This is a genomic window from Streptomyces sp. NPDC026394 (assembly GCF_055567735.1).
In genome coordinates this window covers 499498-518280 of the sequence record NZ_JBVHPX010000003.1, presented here as the reverse complement: position 1 = coordinate 518280, position 18783 = coordinate 499498, and the positions used below count along the sequence as shown (strand labels likewise).

Annotated in this window: 11 protein-coding genes; 8 read left to right on the top strand and 3 right to left on the bottom strand. The window is 68.7% G+C overall.

Annotation, left to right across the window (positions count from 1 at the left end; all coding sequences use genetic code 11):
- The first annotated feature begins 472 nt into the window (after positions 1-472).
- The 8 genes from rpoB to panD all read left to right on the top strand — a co-directional run bounded on the left by rpoB (position 473) and on the right by panD (position 14177).
- A complete protein-coding gene (gene rpoB, locus ACZ4QV_RS10715; RefSeq protein WP_125055648.1) occupies positions 473-3955 on the top strand; it encodes a DNA-directed RNA polymerase subunit beta in 3483 nt (1160 codons plus the stop codon).
- A gap of 125 nt (positions 3956-4080) precedes the next feature.
- The gene (locus ACZ4QV_RS10710; RefSeq protein WP_030017003.1) at positions 4081-7980 is read left to right on the top strand and encodes a DNA-directed RNA polymerase subunit beta'; all 3900 of its coding nucleotides are present in this window, start codon (positions 4081-4083) and stop codon (positions 7978-7980) included.
- A gap of 327 nt (positions 7981-8307) precedes the next feature.
- Complete coding sequence (locus ACZ4QV_RS10705) at positions 8308-8784, top strand: DUF1707 and DUF4190 domain-containing protein (protein WP_361149167.1); 477 nt, start codon at positions 8308-8310, stop codon at positions 8782-8784.
- A gap of 420 nt (positions 8785-9204) precedes the next feature.
- Positions 9205-9576, top strand: a complete 372-nt coding sequence (gene rpsL / locus ACZ4QV_RS10700) for a 30S ribosomal protein S12 (RefSeq protein WP_003948652.1) — start codon at positions 9205-9207, stop codon at positions 9574-9576.
- Between the two features lie 2 nt (positions 9577-9578).
- Positions 9579-10049, top strand: a complete 471-nt coding sequence (gene rpsG / locus ACZ4QV_RS10695) for a 30S ribosomal protein S7 (RefSeq protein WP_030017001.1) — start codon at positions 9579-9581, stop codon at positions 10047-10049.
- Positions 10050-10088: 39 nt separating this feature from the next.
- Positions 10089-12209 carry an elongation factor G gene (gene fusA, locus ACZ4QV_RS10690; protein ID WP_361149170.1) on the top strand — a complete coding sequence of 707 codons (2121 nt, stop codon included), beginning with the start codon at positions 10089-10091 and terminating at the stop codon, positions 12207-12209.
- A gap of 155 nt (positions 12210-12364) precedes the next feature.
- Complete coding sequence (gene tuf / locus ACZ4QV_RS10685; protein WP_361149173.1) at positions 12365-13558, top strand: elongation factor Tu; 1194 nt, start codon at positions 12365-12367, stop codon at positions 13556-13558.
- Positions 13559-13742: 184 nt separating this feature from the next.
- Positions 13743-14177 carry an aspartate 1-decarboxylase gene (gene panD, locus ACZ4QV_RS10680; protein ID WP_361584315.1) on the top strand — a complete coding sequence of 145 codons (435 nt, stop codon included), beginning with the start codon at positions 13743-13745 and terminating at the stop codon, positions 14175-14177.
- A 34-nt stretch (positions 14178-14211) separates the two neighbouring features.
- On the opposite strand, the gene ACZ4QV_RS10675 is transcribed toward panD, so the two are convergent.
- The 3 genes from ACZ4QV_RS10675 to ACZ4QV_RS10665 all read right to left on the bottom strand — a co-directional run bounded on the left by ACZ4QV_RS10675 (position 14212) and on the right by ACZ4QV_RS10665 (position 18596).
- On the bottom strand, positions 14212-15045 hold the full coding sequence (locus ACZ4QV_RS10675; protein ID WP_467762777.1) for a TauD/TfdA family dioxygenase: 834 nt from the start codon (positions 15043-15045) through the stop codon (positions 14212-14214).
- Positions 15032-16996, bottom strand: coding sequence for a nucleotidyltransferase domain-containing protein (locus ACZ4QV_RS10670; RefSeq protein ID WP_467762776.1), 1965 nt, complete (start codon positions 16994-16996; stop codon positions 15032-15034). The genes ACZ4QV_RS10675 and ACZ4QV_RS10670 overlap by 14 nt, the downstream gene beginning before the upstream one ends.
- Before the next feature lie 226 nt (positions 16997-17222).
- The gene (locus ACZ4QV_RS10665) at positions 17223-18596 is read right to left on the bottom strand and encodes an MFS transporter (protein WP_467762775.1); all 1374 of its coding nucleotides are present in this window, start codon (positions 18594-18596) and stop codon (positions 17223-17225) included.
- Between the last annotated feature and the right edge of the window lie 187 nt (positions 18597-18783).

Here is an 18783-nt window from a genome sequence, read left to right as displayed (position 1 = left end):
GCACCCCGTGACGATCTTCCAGTGGGTGGGGGGCCTTGACGAACCGCACGCAGCGCGCAATTCTCAGGACGCGACGTCAGAAGCGATCCGGGTTCGAGGCATGGATCGCCGGCGAAGAGGGAAGCATCGGGGTGCGCCTGTTGGCGCACGGCTCGTGGCAGGCATAAGACGTTGGGCGTTGAGACGAACAAAGAGGGGTACCTCCGTCACGGAGGGTGCCGCCTCCCGGAGGGAGAAGATCGGTATCACGGTGCTGGGCCGGTCTCCGGAAACTCGCTCTGGACATCAGTGTGCCGAGTGGCTACACTGACCCTTTGCGCTGCCTGTTAGCTGCTCCCTGCCCGTCACCAGGGGCATACCCGAGCTCGAGCAATGCCGACTGATCCGCCCTGACCTGGGCCTTTCCTCCGGCTGTGTTCGGTCCGGGACCGGTACGCGCGTAGTGAGTCCGAGCCCTCGGAAGGACCCCCTCTTGGCCGCCTCGCGCAACGCCTCGACTGCCAATACGAACAACGGCGACAGCACCGCCCCGCTGCGCATCTCTTTTGCGAAGATCAAGGAGCCCCTCGGGGTTCCGAACCTCCTTGCGCTGCAGACCGAAAGCTTCGACTGGCTGCTCGGCAATGCCGCATGGAAGGGTCGCGTCGAGGCTGCGCTGGAAAGTGGTCAGGACGTCCCCACCAAGTCCGGTCTGGAGGAGATCTTCGAAGAGATCTCCCCGATCGAGGACTTCTCCGGGTCGATGTCGCTGACGTTCCGCGACCACCGATTCGAGCCCCCGAAGAACTCCATCGACGAGTGCAAGGAGCGCGACTTCACGTACGCGGCTCCGCTCTTCGTCACGGCTGAGTTCACCAACAACGAGACCGGTGAGATCAAGTCTCAGACGGTCTTCATGGGCGACTTCCCGCTCATGACCAACAAGGGCACCTTCTGCATCAACGGCACCGAGCGTGTCGTCGTCTCGCAGCTGGTCCGCTCGCCGGGCGTCTACTTCGACAGCCAGATCGACAAGACGTCCGACAAGGACATCTTCACCGCCAAGATCATCCCGTCCCGGGGTGCCTGGCTGGAGATGGAGATCGACAAGCGCGACATGGTCGGCGTGCGCATCGACCGCAAGCGCAAGCAGTCCGTGACCGTCCTCCTCAAGGCCCTCGGCTGGACGACCGAGCAGATCCTGGAGGAGTTCGGCGAGTACGAGTCCATGCGCGCCACCCTGGAGAAGGACCACACCCAGGGCCAGGACGACGCGCTGCTCGACATCTACCGCAAGCTGCGCCCGGGCGAGCCGCCGACGCGCGAGGCCGCGCAGACGCTGCTGGAGAACCTCTACTTCAACCCGAAGCGCTACGACCTCGCGAAGGTCGGCCGCTACAAGGTCAACAAGAAGCTGGGCGGCGACGAGCCGCTGGACGCCGGTGTGCTGACCACCGACGACGTCATCGCCACGATCAAGTACCTGGTCAAGCTGCACGCCGGCGAGACCGAGACGATCGGCGAGAACGGCACGGAGATCGTCGTCGAGACCGACGACATCGACCACTTCGGCAACCGCCGCCTGCGCAACGTCGGCGAGCTGATCCAGAACCAGGTCCGTACGGGTCTCGCCCGTATGGAGCGTGTCGTGCGTGAGCGCATGACCACCCAGGACGTCGAGGCGATCACGCCGCAGACCCTGATCAACATCCGGCCGGTCGTCGCCTCCATCAAGGAGTTCTTCGGCACCAGCCAGCTCTCCCAGTTCATGGACCAGACCAACCCGCTGTCGGGTCTGACCCACAAGCGCCGGCTGTCCGCGCTGGGCCCCGGTGGTCTCTCCCGTGAGCGGGCCGGCCTGGACGTCCGTGACGTGCACCCCTCGCACTACGGCCGCATGTGCCCGATCGAGACCCCCGAAGGCCCGAACATCGGTCTGATCGGTTCGCTCGCCTCGTACGGCCGGGTCAACGTCTTCGGCTTCATCGAGACGCCGTACCGCAAGGTCGTCGACGGCCGGGTCACCGAGCAGGTCGACTACCTGACCGCCGACGAGGAAGACCGCTTCCTCATCGCGCAGGCGAACGCTCCCCTCACCGAGGACATGGAGTTCGCCGAAGGCCGCGTCATGTGCCGCCGTCGCGGTGGTGAGGTCGACCTCGCCGCCCGCGAGGACGTGGACTACATGGACGTCTCGCCGCGCCAGATGGTGTCGGCCGCGACCGCCATGATCCCCTTCCTGGAGCACGACGACGCCAACCGCGCGCTCATGGGATCGAACATGATGCGCCAGGCCGTGCCGCTGATCAAGGCGGAGGCCCCGCTGGTCGGCACCGGCATGGAGTACCGCTGCGCGGTCGACGCCGGTGACGTCATCAAGGCCGAGAAGGACGGTGTGGTCCAGGAGGTCTCCGCGGACTACATCACCGTCGCCAACGACGACGGCACGTACACCACGTACCGCGTCGCCAAGTTCACCCGCTCCAACCAGGGCACCTCCTTCAACCAGAAGGTCGTCGTGGACGAGGGCGCGCGCGTCGTCGTGGGCCAGGTGCTCGCCGACGGTCCCTCCACCGACGAGGGCGAGATGGCGCTGGGCAAGAACCTGCTCGTCGCCTTCATGCCCTGGGAGGGCCACAACTACGAGGACGCGATCATCCTGTCGCAGCGCCTCGTGCAGGACGACGTCCTGTCCTCGATCCACATCGAGGAGCACGAGGTCGACGCCCGGGACACCAAGCTGGGCCCGGAGGAGATCACCCGGGACATCCCGAACGTCTCCGAGGAGGTCCTCTCGGACCTCGACGAGCGCGGCATCATCCGCATCGGTGCCGAGGTCGTCGCCGGCGACATCCTCGTCGGCAAGGTCACGCCCAAGGGTGAGACCGAGCTGACCCCCGAGGAGCGTCTGCTGCGCGCGATCTTCGGTGAGAAGGCCCGTGAGGTCCGTGACACCTCGCTGAAGGTCCCGCACGGCGAGATCGGCAAGGTCATCGGCGTCCGCGTCTTCGACCGTGAAGAGGGCGACGAGCTGCCCCCGGGCGTGAACCAGCTGGTCCGCGTCTACGTGGCGCAGAAGCGCAAGATCACCGACGGTGACAAGCTCGCCGGCCGTCACGGCAACAAGGGCGTCATCTCCAAGATCCTGCCGGTCGAGGACATGCCGTTCCTGGAGGACGGCACCCCGGTCGACATCATCCTCAACCCGCTGGGTGTCCCGTCCCGAATGAACCCGGGACAGGTCCTGGAGATCCACCTCGGCTGGCTCGCCAGCCAGGGCTGGAAGGTCGAGGGCGACGCCGACTGGCAGAAGCGTCTTCAGGCGATCGGCGCCGACGAGGTCGCGCCCCGCACCAACGTCGCGACCCCGGTCTTCGACGGTGCGCGCGAGGATGAGCTCGCTGGTCTGTTCGACTCCACGCTGCCGAACCGCGACGGTGAGCGGATGGTCAAGGACACCGGCAAGGCCCGGATGTTCGACGGCCGTTCCGGTGAGCCGTTCCCGGACCCGATCTCGGTCGGGTACATGTACATCCTGAAGCTCCACCACCTGGTGGACGACAAGCTGCACGCGCGTTCGACCGGTCCGTACTCGATGATCACCCAGCAGCCGCTGGGTGGTAAGGCCCAGTTCGGTGGCCAGCGCTTCGGTGAGATGGAGGTGTGGGCGCTGGAGGCTTACGGCGCCGCGTACGCCCTCCAGGAACTGCTGACCATCAAGTCCGACGACGTGACCGGCCGCGTGAAGGTGTACGAGGCGATCGTCAAGGGCGAGAACATCCCCGAGCCCGGCATTCCCGAGTCCTTCAAGGTGCTCATCAAGGAAATGCAGTCGCTGTGCCTGAACGTGGAGGTGCTGTCCTCGGACGGCATGTCCATCGAGATGCGCGACACGGACGAGGATGTCTTCCGCGCCGCGGAGGAGCTCGGTATCGACCTGTCCCGGCGCGAGCCGAGCAGCGTCGAAGAGGTCTGACGGGCCTGGCCGGGGCTCCTTTCCCCCAAGGAGCCCCGGTCGCCCCGGACCCGTACAGACCATGATGTAGAGCCCATTTTTTCGCTTACGCGAAGGGCACGACCCTGAAAGAGGGATTGACGACAGTGCTCGACGTCAACTTCTTCGACGAGCTGCGGATCGGCCTGGCGACCGCGGACGACATCCGACAGTGGTCCCACGGTGAGGTCAAGAAGCCGGAGACCATCAACTACCGCACCCTCAAGCCGGAAAAGGACGGGCTCTTCTGCGAGAAGATCTTCGGTCCGACCCGGGACTGGGAGTGCTACTGCGGCAAGTACAAGCGTGTCCGGTTCAAGGGCATCATCTGCGAGCGCTGTGGCGTCGAGGTCACTCGCGCCAAGGTGCGCCGTGAGCGGATGGGCCACATCGAGCTGGCCGCCCCCGTCACGCACATCTGGTACTTCAAGGGCGTTCCGTCGCGGCTGGGCTACCTGCTCGACCTCGCCCCGAAGGACCTGGAAAAGGTCATCTACTTCGCCGCCTACATGATCACGTGGGTGGACGAGGAGCGCCGTACGCGCGACCTGCCCTCGCTGGAGGCGCACGTCTCCGTCGAGCGTCAGCAGATCGAGCAGCGCCGCGACGCCGACCTGGAAGCCCGCGCCAAGAAGCTCGAGACCGACCTGGCCGAGCTGGAGGCCGAGGGCGCCAAGGCGGACGTGCGCCGCAAGGTGCGCGAGGGCGCCGAGCGTGAGATGAAGCAGCTGCGCGACCGCGCGCAGCGCGAGATCGACCGCCTCGACGAGGTGTGGAGCCGCTTCAAGAACCTCAAGGTCCAGGACCTGGAGGGCGACGAGCTGCTCTACCGCGAGCTGCGTGACCGCTTCGGCACGTACTTCATGGGCGGCATGGGCGCGGCTGCCCTGCAGAAGCGCCTGGAGTCCTTCGACCTCGACGAAGAGGCCGAGAAGCTCCGCGAGATCATCCGCACCGGCAAGGGCCAGAAGAAGACCCGTGCGCTCAAGCGCCTGAAGGTCGTCTCCGCGTTCCTGCAGACCCGCAACAGCCCCAACGGCATGGTGCTGGACTGCATCCCGGTCATCCCGCCGGACCTGCGTCCGATGGTGCAGCTGGACGGTGGCCGCTTCGCGACCTCCGACCTGAACGACCTGTACCGCCGCGTGATCAACCGCAACAACCGCCTCAAGCGGCTTCTCGACCTCGGTGCCCCCGAGATCATCGTGAACAACGAGAAGCGGATGCTGCAGGAGGCCGTCGACGCGCTGTTCGACAACGGCCGCCGCGGCCGCCCGGTGACGGGCCCCGGCAACCGTCCGCTGAAGTCCCTCAGCGACATGCTGAAGGGTAAGCAGGGCCGGTTCCGTCAGAACCTGCTCGGCAAGCGTGTGGACTACTCCGCGCGTTCCGTGATCGTCGTCGGTCCGCAGCTGAAGCTGCACCAGTGCGGTCTGCCGAAGGCCATGGCGCTGGAGCTCTTCAAGCCGTTCGTGATGAAGCGCCTGGTCGACCTGAACCACGCGCAGAACATCAAGAGCGCCAAGCGGATGGTCGAGCGCGGCCGTACGGTCGTCTACGACGTCCTCGAAGAGGTCATCGCGGAGCACCCGGTCCTGCTGAACCGTGCGCCCACCCTGCACCGCCTCGGCATCCAGGCCTTCGAGCCGCAGCTGGTCGAGGGCAAGGCCATTCAGATTCACCCGCTCGTGTGCACCGCGTTCAACGCGGACTTCGACGGTGACCAGATGGCCGTGCACCTGCCGCTGTCCGCGGAGGCGCAGGCCGAGGCCCGCATCCTGATGCTGTCCTCGAACAACATCCTCAAGCCGGCCGACGGCCGTCCGGTCACCATGCCGACCCAGGACATGGTGCTGGGCCTGTTCTTCCTCACCACCGACGAGGCGGAGCGCAAGGTCATCGGCGAGGGCCGGTCCTTCGGCTCGGTCGCCGAGGCGATCATGGCCTTCGACAACCGGGAGCTCTCGCTCCAGGCGAAGGTCGACATCCGCTTCCCGATCGGCACCGTCCCGCCCCGCGGCTGGACCCCGCCGGCGCAGGAGGAGGGCGAGCCCGAGTGGCAGCAGGGTGACAGCTTCCGGCTGCGGACGACCCTGGGCCGCGCGCTCTTCAACGAGCTGCTGCCCGAGGACTACCCGTTCGTCGACTACTCGGTGGGCAAGAAGCAGCTCTCCGCGATCGTCAACGACCTGGCCGAGCGCTACCCGAAGGTCATCGTGGCGGCGACGCTCGACAACCTGAAGGCGTCCGGTTTCCACTGGGCGACCCGTTCCGGTGTCACCGTCGCGGTCTCGGACATCGTCGTGCCGGAGGCCAAGAAGGCCATCGTCGCGGGCTACGAGGCCCAGGACGAGAAGGTTCAGAAGCAGTACGAGCGCGGTCTGATCACCAAGGACGAGCGCACTCAGGAACTGATCAACATCTGGACCAAGGCGACCAATGAGGTCTCCGAGGCGATGAACGCGAACTTCCCCAAGACGAACCCCATCTTCATGATGGTTGACTCGGGTGCCCGAGGAAACATGATGCAGATGCGGCAGATCGCCGGTATGCGTGGTCTGGTGTCGAACGCGAAGAACGAGACCATCCCGCGACCCATCAAGGCGTCGTTCCGTGAGGGTCTGTCCGTGCTGGAGTACTTCATCTCCACCCACGGTGCCCGTAAGGGTCTCGCGGACACCGCCCTGCGTACCGCCGACTCGGGTTACCTGACCCGTCGTCTCGTGGACGTCTCGCAGGACGTCATCATCCGCGAGGAGGACTGCGGCACCGAGCGCGGTCTGAAGCTGCGGATCGCCAGCAAGGGCGCCGACGGCATCCTGCGCAAGGCGGACGACGTCGAGTCCAGCGTGTACGCACGCATGCTGGCCGAGGACGTCGTCGTGGACGGCAAGGTCATCGGCCCCGCCAACGTCGACCTGGGCGATGTCCTCATCGACCAGCTCGTCGCGCACGGCGTCGAGGAGGTCAAGACCCGCTCGGTCCTGACCTGCGAGTCCGCCGTCGGCACCTGCGCCTTCTGCTACGGCCGTTCGCTGGCCACCGGCAAGCTGGTCGACATCGGTGAGGCGGTCGGCATCATCGCCGCCCAGTCCATCGGTGAGCCCGGCACCCAGCTGACGATGCGTACCTTCCACACCGGTGGTGTGGCGGGTGACGACATCACCCTGGGTCTGCCGCGTGTCGTCGAGCTCTTCGAGGCCCGTACGCCCAAGGGTGTCGCCCCGATCTCCGAGGCCGCCGGCCGCGTCCGGATCGAGGAGACCGAGAAGACCAAGAAGGTCGTCGTCACGCCGGACGACGGCAGCGACGAGACGGCGTACGGCGTCTCGAAGCGTGCCCGTCTGCTGGTGGGCGAGGGTGACCACGTCGAGGTCGGTCAGGCGCTGACCGTGGGTGCCGTCAACCCGCACGACGTGCTGCGCATCCTGGGCCAGCGCGCCGTCCAGGTCCACCTGGTCGGCGAGGTCCAGAAGGTCTACAACAACCAGGGCGTGGCGATCCACGACAAGCACATCGAGATCATCATCCGGCAGATGCTGCGCCGTGTGACGATCATCGAGTCCGGCGACGCCGAGCTGCTGCCGGGCGAGCTGGTGGAGCGTACGAAGTTCGAGAGCGAGAACCGTCGTGTGGTCCAGGAAGGCGGCCACCCGGCCTCCGGCCGTCCGCAGCTGATGGGTATCACCAAGGCTTCGCTGGCCACCGAGTCCTGGCTGTCGGCGGCGTCCTTCCAGGAGACGACCCGGGTGCTCACCGACGCGGCGATCAACGCCAAGTCGGACTCCCTGATCGGCCTCAAGGAGAACGTCATCATCGGTAAGCTCATCCCGGCCGGTACGGGCCTGTCCCGCTACCGCAACATCCGGGTGGAGCCCACCGAGGAGGCCAAGGCCGCGATGTACTCGGCCGTCGGTTACGACGACATCGACTACTCGCCCTTCGGCACCGGCTCCGGCCAGGCGGTCCCGCTGGAGGATTACGACTACGGTCCGTACAACCAGTAAGGGCCCGGCCGGCCGTGCGCGGCCGGACCGGACACGCGCTGTGAGCGGCAGGGCGGTCACCCCCCGGGGTGGCCGCCCTGCGGCGTTGCGGGGCGGATCGCTCCGTCGGCGGTCCGCCGGCTCCACTTGCGGTGGCCGGCGCGGTGTGGTGGCGCGCGCGGAATCATTCGCGGGGAACCGTGCGCTCTTCCGGCGCGTACTGAATGATGGGTGGTACTGCCTAATGTGGGGGAGGTGCTGAGAGTGGCGTTCCAGCCGTGGCAGGGTGGACAGCCGGCGCCGTGGCAAGGCGGGCAGCCGGTCCAGGGCCCGGGCCAGGTCCCGGCGATGCGTGCGTCGCACGCCGACCGGGAGCGTGCGGTGGACGTGCTGAAGGCCGGTTTCGCCGAGGGGCGGCTTCCGCAGCAGGAGTACGAGCAGCGCATCGGGCGCGCGTATCAGGCACAGACCCAGGCCGAGCTGCAGATGCTGGTGGCGGACCTGCCGCAGGGGCCGATGCCGCAGTCGCAGTTCGGGCCGCCGCCCGCGGTGCCGCCGACGTTCATGCCGGTGCAGCCGATGACGGCGCCGACCAACGGTTCGGCGACCGGCGCGCTGGTGTGCGGCATCCTCGCCCCGGTGACGTGGGGTCTGACGTCGATACCCGCGGTCATCCTGGGGCACAAGGCGCGGGCCGAGATCCGCCGCACGGGGGAGCGCGGGGACGGTCAGGCGGTCGCCGGGCTGGTCCTGGGCTGGCTGGGGATCAGCGGCTGGCTGCTGTTCTTCATCCTGATGGTCTTCGTGGGAGCGACGAACCTCTGAGGGCGCGTGGGACGGGGCACGGAAGGCGCCGGTGGCGCGGGGGCTGCCGAGTACCGGGGAGCGGCTCCGGGGGCCGCAGGGCGGCCGCCACGGCGCGCGCGGCGATGGCCGAGCCTTCTTCCGTACGGCCGCTGATCGCACTACGGTGGCCGCAGCGCCGGGGGAGTCCGGCGTGTCCTTCGCGTGTGCATTTGTTTTGACCGCAGCCCATGCGGTAGGTACGCTCTGACCTTGTGCCTGGGGTGTCCTCAGGCTGCCGTGCGTGCACTCGTCCGTACGGAAGCCGGGTCTCGACACCGCAATCTGCCGCCCTCCTCGTTCCAGCGAGGGGTCTGCAGTATTCGACACACCCGACCGCGTGGGTCGGGGACTGTTCCAGGTTAGCTTTACCGAGACTGGCACACAGAAACCGGAGAAACGGTGCCTACGATCCAGCAGCTGGTCCGCAAGGGCCGGCAGGACAAGGTCGAGAAGAACAAGACGCCCGCACTGGAGGGTTCGCCCCAGCGCCGCGGCGTCTGCACGCGTGTTTTCACGACCACCCCGAAGAAGCCGAACTCGGCCCTGCGTAAGGTCGCACGTGTGCGTCTGACCAGCGGCATCGAGGTCACCGCTTACATTCCGGGTGAGGGCCACAACCTGCAGGAGCACTCGATCGTGCTCGTGCGTGGCGGCCGTGTGAAGGACCTGCCGGGTGTTCGGTACAAGATCATCCGCGGCTCCCTCGACACGCAGGGCGTCAAGAACCGCAAGCAGGCTCGCAGCCGCTACGGCGCCAAGAAGGAGAAGTAAGAATGCCTCGTAAGGGCCCCGCCCCGAAGCGCCCGGTCATCATTGACCCGGTCTACAGCTCTCCTCTGGTGACCTCCCTCATCAACAAGGTCCTGCTGAACGGTAAGCGCTCCACCGCCGAGCGCATCGTTTACGGCGCCATGGAGGGTCTGCGTGAGAAGACCGGCAACGACCCGGTCATCACGCTGAAGCGCGCGCTGGAGAACATCAAGCCGACCCTTGAGGTCAAGTCCCGCCGTGTCGGTGGCGCGACCTACCAGGTCCCGGTCGAGGTCAAGCCCGGCCGCGCCGCCACGCTCTCGCTGCGCTGGCTCGTGGGCTACTCGCGCGCCCGCCGCGAGAAGACCATGACCGAGCGCCTCATGAACGAGCTGCTGGACGCCTCGAACGGCCTCGGCGCTTCGGTCAAGAAGCGCGAGGACACGCACAAGATGGCCGAGTCCAACAAGGCCTTCGCGCACTACCGCTGGTAGTCGCTACCCCCATCGAGACCGAGAGAAGATTGAGCCGATATGGCTACCACTTCGCTTGACCTGGCCAAGGTCCGCAACATTGGGATCATGGCCCACATCGACGCGGGCAAGACGACCACCACCGAGCGGATCCTGTTCTACACCGGTGTCTCCTACAAGATCGGTGAGGTCCACGACGGCGCTGCCACGATGGACTGGATGGAGCAGGAGCAGGAGCGCGGCATCACGATCACGTCTGCCGCGACGACCTGCCACTGGCCGCTGAACAACGTTGATCACACCATCAACATCATCGACACCCCGGGCCACGTCGACTTCACCGTCGAGGTGGAGCGTTCGCTGCGCGTGCTCGACGGTGCCGTGACGGTGTTCGACGGCGTTGCCGGTGTTGAGCCGCAGTCCGAGACCGTCTGGCGCCAGGCCGACCGCTACGGCGTGCCGCGCATCTGCTTCGTCAACAAGCTCGACCGCACCGGTGCGGAGTTCCACCGCTGCGTCGACATGATCGTGGACCGCCTGGGCGCGACCCCGATCGTGATGCAGCTGCCGATCGGTACCGAGGCGGACTTCAAGGGCGTCATCGACCTCGTCTCCATGAAGGCGCTGGTCTGGTCCGCCGAGGCCGCCAAGGGCGAGATGTACGACACCGTCGACATCCCGGCCACGCACACCGAGGCTGCCGACGAGTGGCGCGGCAAGCTGCTCGAGGCCGTCGCCGAGAACGACGAAGAGATGATGGAGCTGTACCTGGAGGGCCAGGAGCCCACCGTGGACCAGCTGCACGCGGCGATCCGCCGCATCACCATCAACTCCGGCAAGGGCGGCGACACCACCGTCACCCCGGTCTTCTGCGGCACCGCGTTCAAGAACAAGGGCGTGCAGCCCCTGCTCGACGCGGTCGTGCGCTACCTGCCGTCGCCGCTGGACGTCGAGGCCATCGAGGGCCACGCCGTCAACGACGCGGAAGAGGTCATCAAGCGCCGCCCCTCCGAGGAGGAGCCGCTGGCCGCTCTGGCGTTCAAGATTGCGAGCGACCCCCACCTGGGCAAGCTCACCTTCATCCGGGTGTACTCGGGCCGCCTTGAGGCCGGCTCGCAGGTCACCAACTCGGTGAAGGGCAAGAAGGAGCGCATCGGCAAGATCTACCGGATGCACGCGAACAAGCGTGAGGAGATCGAGTCGGTGGGTGCCGGTGACATCGTCGCCGTCATGGGTCTGAAGCAGACCACCACCGGTGAGACCCTCTGCGACTCGTCGAACCAGGTCATCCTGGAGTCGATGGAGTTCCCGGCCCCGGTCATCCAGGTCGCCATCGAGCCCAAGTCCAAGGGCGACCAGGAGAAGCTGGGTGTCGCCATCCAGCGTCTCGCCGAGGAGGACCCGTCCTTCCAGGTCCACACGGACGAGGAGACCGGTCAGACCATCATCGCGGGTATGGGCGAGCTGCACCTCGACGTGCTGGTCGACCGTATGAAGCGCGAGTTCCGGGTCGAGGCGAACGTCGGCAAGCCGCAGGTCGCGTACCGCGAGACCCTGCGCAAGGCCGTCGAGCGCCTGGACTACACGCACAAGAAGCAGACTGGTGGTTCCGGCCAGTTCGCGAAGGTGCAGATCGCCCTTGAGCCGCTTGAGGGCGACGGTTACGAGTTCGAGAACAAGGTCACCGGTGGCCGTATCCCGCGGGAGTACATCCCGTCCGTGGACGCGGGCTGCCAGGAGGCCATGGAGTTCGGCGTGCTCGCCGGCTACCCGCTGACCGGCGTCAAGGTCGTCCTTCTCGACGGTGCGTTCCACGAGGTCGACTCGTCCGAGATGGCCTTCAAGATCGCCGGTTCGATGGCCTTCAAGGAGGCCGCCCGCAAGGCCAGCCCGGCCCTGCTGGAGCCGATGATGAAGGTCGAGGTGACGACGCCCGAGGACTACATGGGTGACGTCATCGGCGACATCAACTCGCGTCGCGGTCAGATCCAGTCCATGGAGGACCGCCACGGCGCCAAGCTCGTCACGGGCCTGGTTCCGCTCTCGGAGATGTTCGGCTACGTCGGAGACCTCCGCAGCAAGACCTCGGGTCGCGCAAGCTACTCGATGCAGTTCGACTCCTACGCCGAGGTTCCGCGGAACGTCGCCGAGGAGATCATCGCGAAGGCCAAGGGCGAGTAGTACCGGCTCGCACGAGTCGCAAGACGCTTTAGGCTTGACACCGTCTGCCGGGGCCCGTCCCCGCCACCCGCGAGGGGGCCCCGGCGGCCGGCATCCCAGCAAAGATCACCTGGCGCCGATGAGTAAGGCGTACAGAACCACTTCAGGAGGACCCAGTGGCGAAGGCGAAGTTCGAGCGGACTAAGCCGCACGTCAACATCGGCACCATCGGTCACATCGACCACGGTAAGACGACCCTCACGGCCGCCATTACCAAGGTGCTGCACGACGCGTTCCCGGACCTGAACGAGGCCTCGGCCTTCGACATGATCGACAAGGCGCCCGAGGAGCGCCAGCGCGGTATCACCATCTCGATCGCGCACGTCGAGTACCAGACGGAGAACCGTCACTACGCCCACGTTGACTGCCCCGGTCACGCGGACTACATCAAGAACATGATCACCGGTGCCGCCCAGATGGACGGCGCGATCCTCGTGGTCGCCGCGACCGACGGCCCGATGCCGCAGACCAAGGAGCACGTGCTCCTGGCCCGCCAGGTCGGCGTGCCCTACATCGTCGTCGCCCTGAACAAGGCCGACATGGTGGACGACGAGGAGATCCTGGAGCTCGTCGAGCTCGAGGTCCGTGAGCTCCTCTCGGAGTACGAGTTCCCGGGCGACGACGTTCCGGTCGTCAAGGTCTCGGCGCTCAAGGCGCTCGAGGGCGACAAGGAGTGGGGCGACTCCGTCCTCAAGCTCATGGCCGCCGTCGACGAGGCGATCCCGCAGCCCGAGCGTGACGTCGACAAGCCGTTCCTGATGCCGATCGAGGACGTCTTCACGATCACCGGTCGTGGCACCGTCGTCACCGGTCGTATCGAGCGCGGTGTCCTCAAGGTCAACGAGACCGTCGACATCATCGGCATCAAGACCGAGAAGACCACCACCACGGTCACCGGCATCGAGATGTTCCGGAAGCTGCTCGACGAGGGCCAGGCCGGTGAGAACGTCGGTCTGCTGCTCCGCGGCATCAAGCGCGAGGACGTCGAGCGCGGCCAGGTCATCATCAAGCCGGGCTCGGTCACCCCGCACACGGAGTTCGAAGCGCAGGCGTACATCCTGTCGAAGGACGAGGGTGGCCGCCACACCCCGTTCTTCAACAACTACCGCCCGCAGTTCTACTTCCGTACCACGGACGTGACCGGCGTCGTGACCCTCCCCGAGGGCACCGAGATGGTCATGCCGGGCGACAACACCGAGATGTCGGTCCAGCTGATCCAGCCGGTCGCCATGGAGGAGGGCCTGAAGTTCGCCATCCGTGAGGGTGGCCGGACCGTCGGCGCCGGCCAGGTCACCAAGATCGTCAAGTAATTCCTGACGGTCGGGGAGACCCGGCAGCTCTTCCGAGCGCTCTGAGGAGCCCCGCTCGCCTTCGGGTGAGCGGGGCTCCTCGCTGTTTCAGGGCCGGGCCTTCTGCTCCGCCCGCCGGGTGCTTAGCATGTGCGGGTCGGCGCGTACCCCTTCGGGACGCGACCCTCTTCCCGGAAGTGACGCCATGCTGCGCACCATGTTCAAGTCCAAGATCCACCGTGCCACCGTCACCCAGGCGGACCTGCACTACGTCGGCTCGGTGACGGTCGACGCCGACCTGCTGGACGCCGCCGACCTGCTGCCCGGCGAGCTGGTCCACATCGTCGACATCACCAACGGCGCGCGCCTGGAGACATACCTCATCGAGGGCGAGCGCGGCTCCGGCGTCCTCGGCATCAACGGCGCCGCCGCGCACCTCGTCCACCCCGGCGACCTGGTGATCCTCATCAGCTACGCCCAGGTGGACGACGCCGAGGCCCGTACGCTGCGCCCGCGCGTCGTCCACGTGGACGCGGACAACCGCATCGTCGCCCTCGGCGCGGACCCCTCGGAGCCGGTGCCCGGGGGAACGGCCGTGCGCAGCCCGCAGGCGGTCGTACGGGCGGTGGAGCCCGCCTAGGAGGCCAGGGCCGGCGGCCGCGGGACGGCAGGGCTCACGGTGGTACCGGGCGTGCGGGGAAGCCGAAGGCCATCCGGTCGCAGGCCGGCCCCGTGGCGTCGAAGTTGAGACGGCGCATCACGCGGGGCATGCCGGCGGGGACGGGTGTCCTGCCGTGCACCACGGCCGTGTTGTCGGCGATCAGCACGTCGCCGACGGCGAGCTTGAAGCTCAGCCGGTTCGCGGGGGCGGCGAAGAACCGGCACAGCTCCGTGTACTGGTCCCGGACGTCCGCGCGCGGCACGACCCGCGACACGCCGTCCGCCATCCGGAACGTCAGCGTGCAGACGCCGTCCCGGCGCCGGAACAGCGGCTGGGTGCTGGTCCGGTCGGCGCGGGTGATCGTCAGCGCGTCGGGTTCGGCCAGCGCGTCGCGCCGGCCGGGGAAGTGCCGCGCCAGGTACTCGTAGGCGGCCTGGGCGCTGGCCAGGACGGACAGGCCGCCCCGTACGGCGGGCCGGACGCACTGGAGCGTGATCAGGGTTTCGGGGTGGTCACGGAAGGCGCCGTCGGTGTGCAGCAGGTGTTCCACGCGGGTGGAGCCGAGGAAGCCGGCGACCGGCCGGGCCGGGCTGATCGGCACGATCCCGTCGCCGTCCGCGCGCGGGTGCGGCACCGGGGTGCCGAAGCGCCGGCGCAGGCTGAGCAGGTCCTGGCGGCTCCTGGCCCGCTCGGCGCAGCGCAGGATCGTGAAGCCGTACCGGTTGAACGCGGTCAGCATCTCGTGCTCCTGTGCGGCCGACATGCAGCGCATCGAGGGCACCCGGACGATCTGCGCCGCCACGGGCAGTTCGGAGCCGAACGGGCGGCGCAGGTCAGGTGGCGCCATGGCCGGGGGCCTCCGGTCGCGGTGCCGGGGCGAGCGTGGCGAGCCAGCCGCGCAGCACGGCGGCGGCCATCCGCTCGGTACCGGCGCGGTCGTACCGTACGTCACCCGGCGCGGCCCCGAGTCCGTCGGGACGGCGGTGGTGGAAGGCGGTGACGGCCTGGTCGTCGGCCGGGTACTCGGCTCCGCTCTCCACCCGGAGCATGATCTTCGCGAGCAGGGCGGTGACCTTGTAGAGCACCCGCAGGTCGGGTTCGGCGAGCAGGAGCTGCTTGCGGAGGGTGACGGCGGCCTGGACGCCGTCGCGCACACTGACGTCGGCGTACGTGACGGCGTCCGGCACCGGCAGGGCGAGGCCGGGGGCGCACCACAGGGGCGCGAGGGCGCCCGCCCCGCTGAGGGTCAGGACGTGCAGCAGGCGCGGCGGCAGGGCGCCCGCGCGGAACTCGTCCTCGGTGAGGACCGTCATGGTCATCCGCACGCCGTCCAGCACCGGCGCCAGTTCCGTGCGGACGCTCCGGAGCCGGGGGAGGGCGTCCTGCGGTGCCAGGACGAGGACGTCCAGGTCGCTCCAGCCGTGCCGGTACGTGCCCCGGGCCGCGCTGCCGGTCACGGCGACCAGGTCCACCGCCGTACGGGGCCGGGTGAGCCGTTCGCGCAGGGCGCGCAGATATGTCCCGAGGCAGCTCGGGAGGCCCAGGCTGTGTACGGAGACGGGCTTGAGCGGCCGGAACGTCCAGGCGGCGTCGAAGGCGAGGCGGTCCAGGCGCCGGTGGAGGCTGAGCCGGGGCCAGGGGGCGGCGGCTTCCTGAGCGGTGTGCTGAACGGTGGGTTCGGGCGCGGTGTCCTCGTGCGCGGTGTCCTCGGGTGCGGCGCCCGGCACGGAGCCGTCAGGGGCGAAGGAGTGCGGCGCGGGAGCGTGCGGGGCGGCGGCCGGGCCGGTCCCGGGCCCGGGGTGTACGGCGTGCAGCCGGTCGCCGAAGAGCTTGCGCAGTTCCTGGACGGTGGCCCGGTCGCGTACGGGCTCGATGCTCACGCGGTCGAGGAACGGGTGCGCGGCGCAGTAGCGGTCGAGGCCGTCGGCGATGCGTTCGGCCAGGGCCGTGGTGTCGTCGGTGTCCGGTACGGACGGGTCGTGCGACGCGGCGGCGAGGTGCGCGGCGTTGAGCCGGGCGTAGCCGCGTCGGGTACGCAGGTACTCTCCGGCGGCGTCGCGCGCGTGCTCGCAGTCGCCGCCCAGCGCCGCCACCCGTACCCGGGAGAGCGCGCACTCCGGAATCGTGGGGTACAGCCGGTGCAGGCGCTGCCGCAGTTCGTGCTGCACGTCGATCGCGGGCCGGTCGCCGACGACGACGGCCGTGTCGAACCGTCCCTCGCCGAGAAGGCGGTTGATCTGCTCGTGCAGTCGCCGCTGGTAGTACTCCAGGAGGCGGTCAGGGGCCGGGGACCGGGCCAGACCGCGCGCGGCGCTCTGAGCGGGGTCCTCGTCGTGCAGCAGGACGACGCCGCACTCGGTGTCCTCACAAGCGCGCAGGGCGGTGCGGTACGGCGCGAGTGCCGCGCGCGCCTCGCGGGCCGCTCGTGCCGTACCGCACCGCTCGCGTACGGCGGCGACGGCAGCGAGCGTCGCTTCCAGCATGGGCAGGCCCTGCCGTACACAGCGCAGGTACCCACTGGACCGGGGCTGCCGGGCGCGGGCCAGGTAGGCCGTGGCGAGGACGTCTGCCAGCTCCTGGTAGGACGCGCCGTCGAGCCACCATCCAGTCGCCTCCGTGCCGCTCAGGGCGTGCCACCGGGAGGCGTAGGTCTCCGCAGGGGCGGAGGTCTCGATCTGCGGGGTGCGGCGGGCCAGCATGCGGAGCTGGGTGTCCTTGCCCACGTACGCCGGTCCGCTCACGGCGATGACCCGGTGTGCCGCCGGTGGGCGTTCTTCGGCCGGTGGGTTCAGGGGCATGGTGTTTCCTCCGGAGGTTCGCGTTCGGACGGGGTCCGGGCTTTCGGCATAAGGCGGTGTGGTGTGTTTCTTTTCCGTACGGGCGTTTCCGTGTGCGGGCCAGATGGAGGCAGGACAGGTGTTCGCCTCGCGGACCTCGGGAATTTCCTGTAGGGCGGTCTGCGGGGTGTTGCGCGTACGGAGGTGAATACCGGTTGTGCGGGAAAGGCCGGCCCGCGGCCGGGGTTCACGTCTTCGCGGCCGTGTCCGCGTCCCCGTCCGAACGTGTTTCCGCCTCGCACTCCGGCTCGGTGCCGGAATCCGCGCCCGTCGACGCTCTCGTACCCGTCTCCGGCTCCGTCGCCGGACGGGAGAGCGCGCAGCCGACGACGGCGGCCGCCGCGAGCGAGGTCAGGCCGCCGGTGAGGAAGCCGGCGCGGGGTCCGCAGGTCTCGGTGACCCAGCCGACGGCCGGCGCGGCCACCGGTGTGCCGCCCACGAACGCGATCTTGAACAGGCTCATCACCCTGCCCCGCGTCGCGGCGTCCGCGGTGAGCTGGACGTGCGCGTTGGCGGTGGCGGTGACGACCAGACCGGCCATGCCGACCGGGACCAGCAGGGCCGCGAAGAGCCACAGGGCGGGCGCCAGGGCGGCGGCCGTCTCCAGCGCGCCGAACAGCAGCGCCGCCGTGGTCAGCACCCGCCGCGGCGGCGCGAGGCTGCGCGCTGCCCACAGCGCCCCCGCCACCGCGCCCGCCGCCAGCAGCGAGTTGAGCAGGCCGTACACGCCGGAGCCGGTACGGAAGACCTGCACGGTGAACGCGGTCAGCCAGACGGGGAAGTTGAACCCGAACGTGCCGACGAAGGCGACCAGCACGATCGGCCACAGCAGGCCGGGATCGCGCCCGACCTGCCGCAGCGTCGCCCTGACCTGGCCGCTGCCGTGCGGGGCGCGCTCGGCCGGGTGTATCTCGGCGGTGCGCATGAGCAGCAGGGCGGCGAGGGGCGCGAGGTAGGAGAGGGCGTTGAGGAGGAAGGCCCAGCCGATGCCCACCACCGTGATCACCACGCCGGCGACGGCCGGGCCGACCAGGCGCGCGGTCTGGAAGACGGCGGAGTTCAGGCTCACCGCGTTGCGCAGTTGCTCCGGTCCGACCAGCTCGGAGACGAACGCCTGCCGGGCGGGAGCGTCCGCGACGGAGATCAGGCCCAGCACGGCCGCCATGACGTACACGTGCCAGGGCCTCGCCTGGCCGGACAGCACCAGTACGGCCAGGACCAGCCCCGTCGTGCCGAGCGCGGCCTGGGTGTGGAGCAGCAGCCGGCGCATCGGCAGCCGGTCGGCGATCAGGCCGCCGTGCAGCCCGAGGAGCAGCATGGGCGCGTACTGGAGCCCGATGGTGAAGCCGACGGCGGCGGGGGAGCCGGTCAGTTCGACGACCAGCCAGTCCTGGGCGATGCGCTGCATCCAGGTACCGGTGTGCGAGACGGCCTGTCCGGCGGCGAACAGCCGGTAGTTGCGGATGCGCAGCGAGCCGAACGTCGTGGTGGCGTGGCGCACCGAGCCGTCCTCGCGGCGGGGCGGGAGGGCGGCGGATGCGGGGCCCGGTGCCCCGGTCACGCCCGCCGCCTTCGTACGGGGCCCGGGCCGGGGCGTCTCCCGCACGCGGGGGCGGGACTTCTCGCTCCGCGGCGCGATCGGCGTCCGTGGGAAGAACGGTGTCTGGAGCGGGCGCAGCCGCCGCGCCGGAAAGGACGTCCGGAAGGGGAATGCTGCATGAAATCCTCCTTCCTGCTCGCCCGGCCGA

What these genes read in the sequence shown, in the direction of transcription:
- ACZ4QV_RS10705 (WP_361149167.1), top strand. Translation starts at nt 8,308, where the DNA reads ATGCGTGCGTCGCACGCCGACCGGGAGCGTGCGGTGGACGTGCTGAAG.
- rpsG (WP_030017001.1), top strand. Translation starts at nt 9,579, where the DNA reads ATGCCTCGTAAGGGCCCCGCCCCGAAGCGCCCGGTCATCATTGACCCG.
- fusA (WP_361149170.1), top strand. Translation starts at nt 10,089, where the DNA reads ATGGCTACCACTTCGCTTGACCTGGCCAAGGTCCGCAACATTGGGATC.
- panD (WP_361584315.1), top strand. Translation starts at nt 13,743, where the DNA reads ATGCTGCGCACCATGTTCAAGTCCAAGATCCACCGTGCCACCGTCACC.
- ACZ4QV_RS10675 (WP_467762777.1), bottom strand. Translation starts at nt 15,045, where the DNA reads ATGGCGCCACCTGACCTGCGCCGCCCGTTCGGCTCCGAACTGCCCGTG.
- ACZ4QV_RS10670 (WP_467762776.1), bottom strand. Translation starts at nt 16,996, where the DNA reads ATGCCCCTGAACCCACCGGCCGAAGAACGCCCACCGGCGGCACACCGG.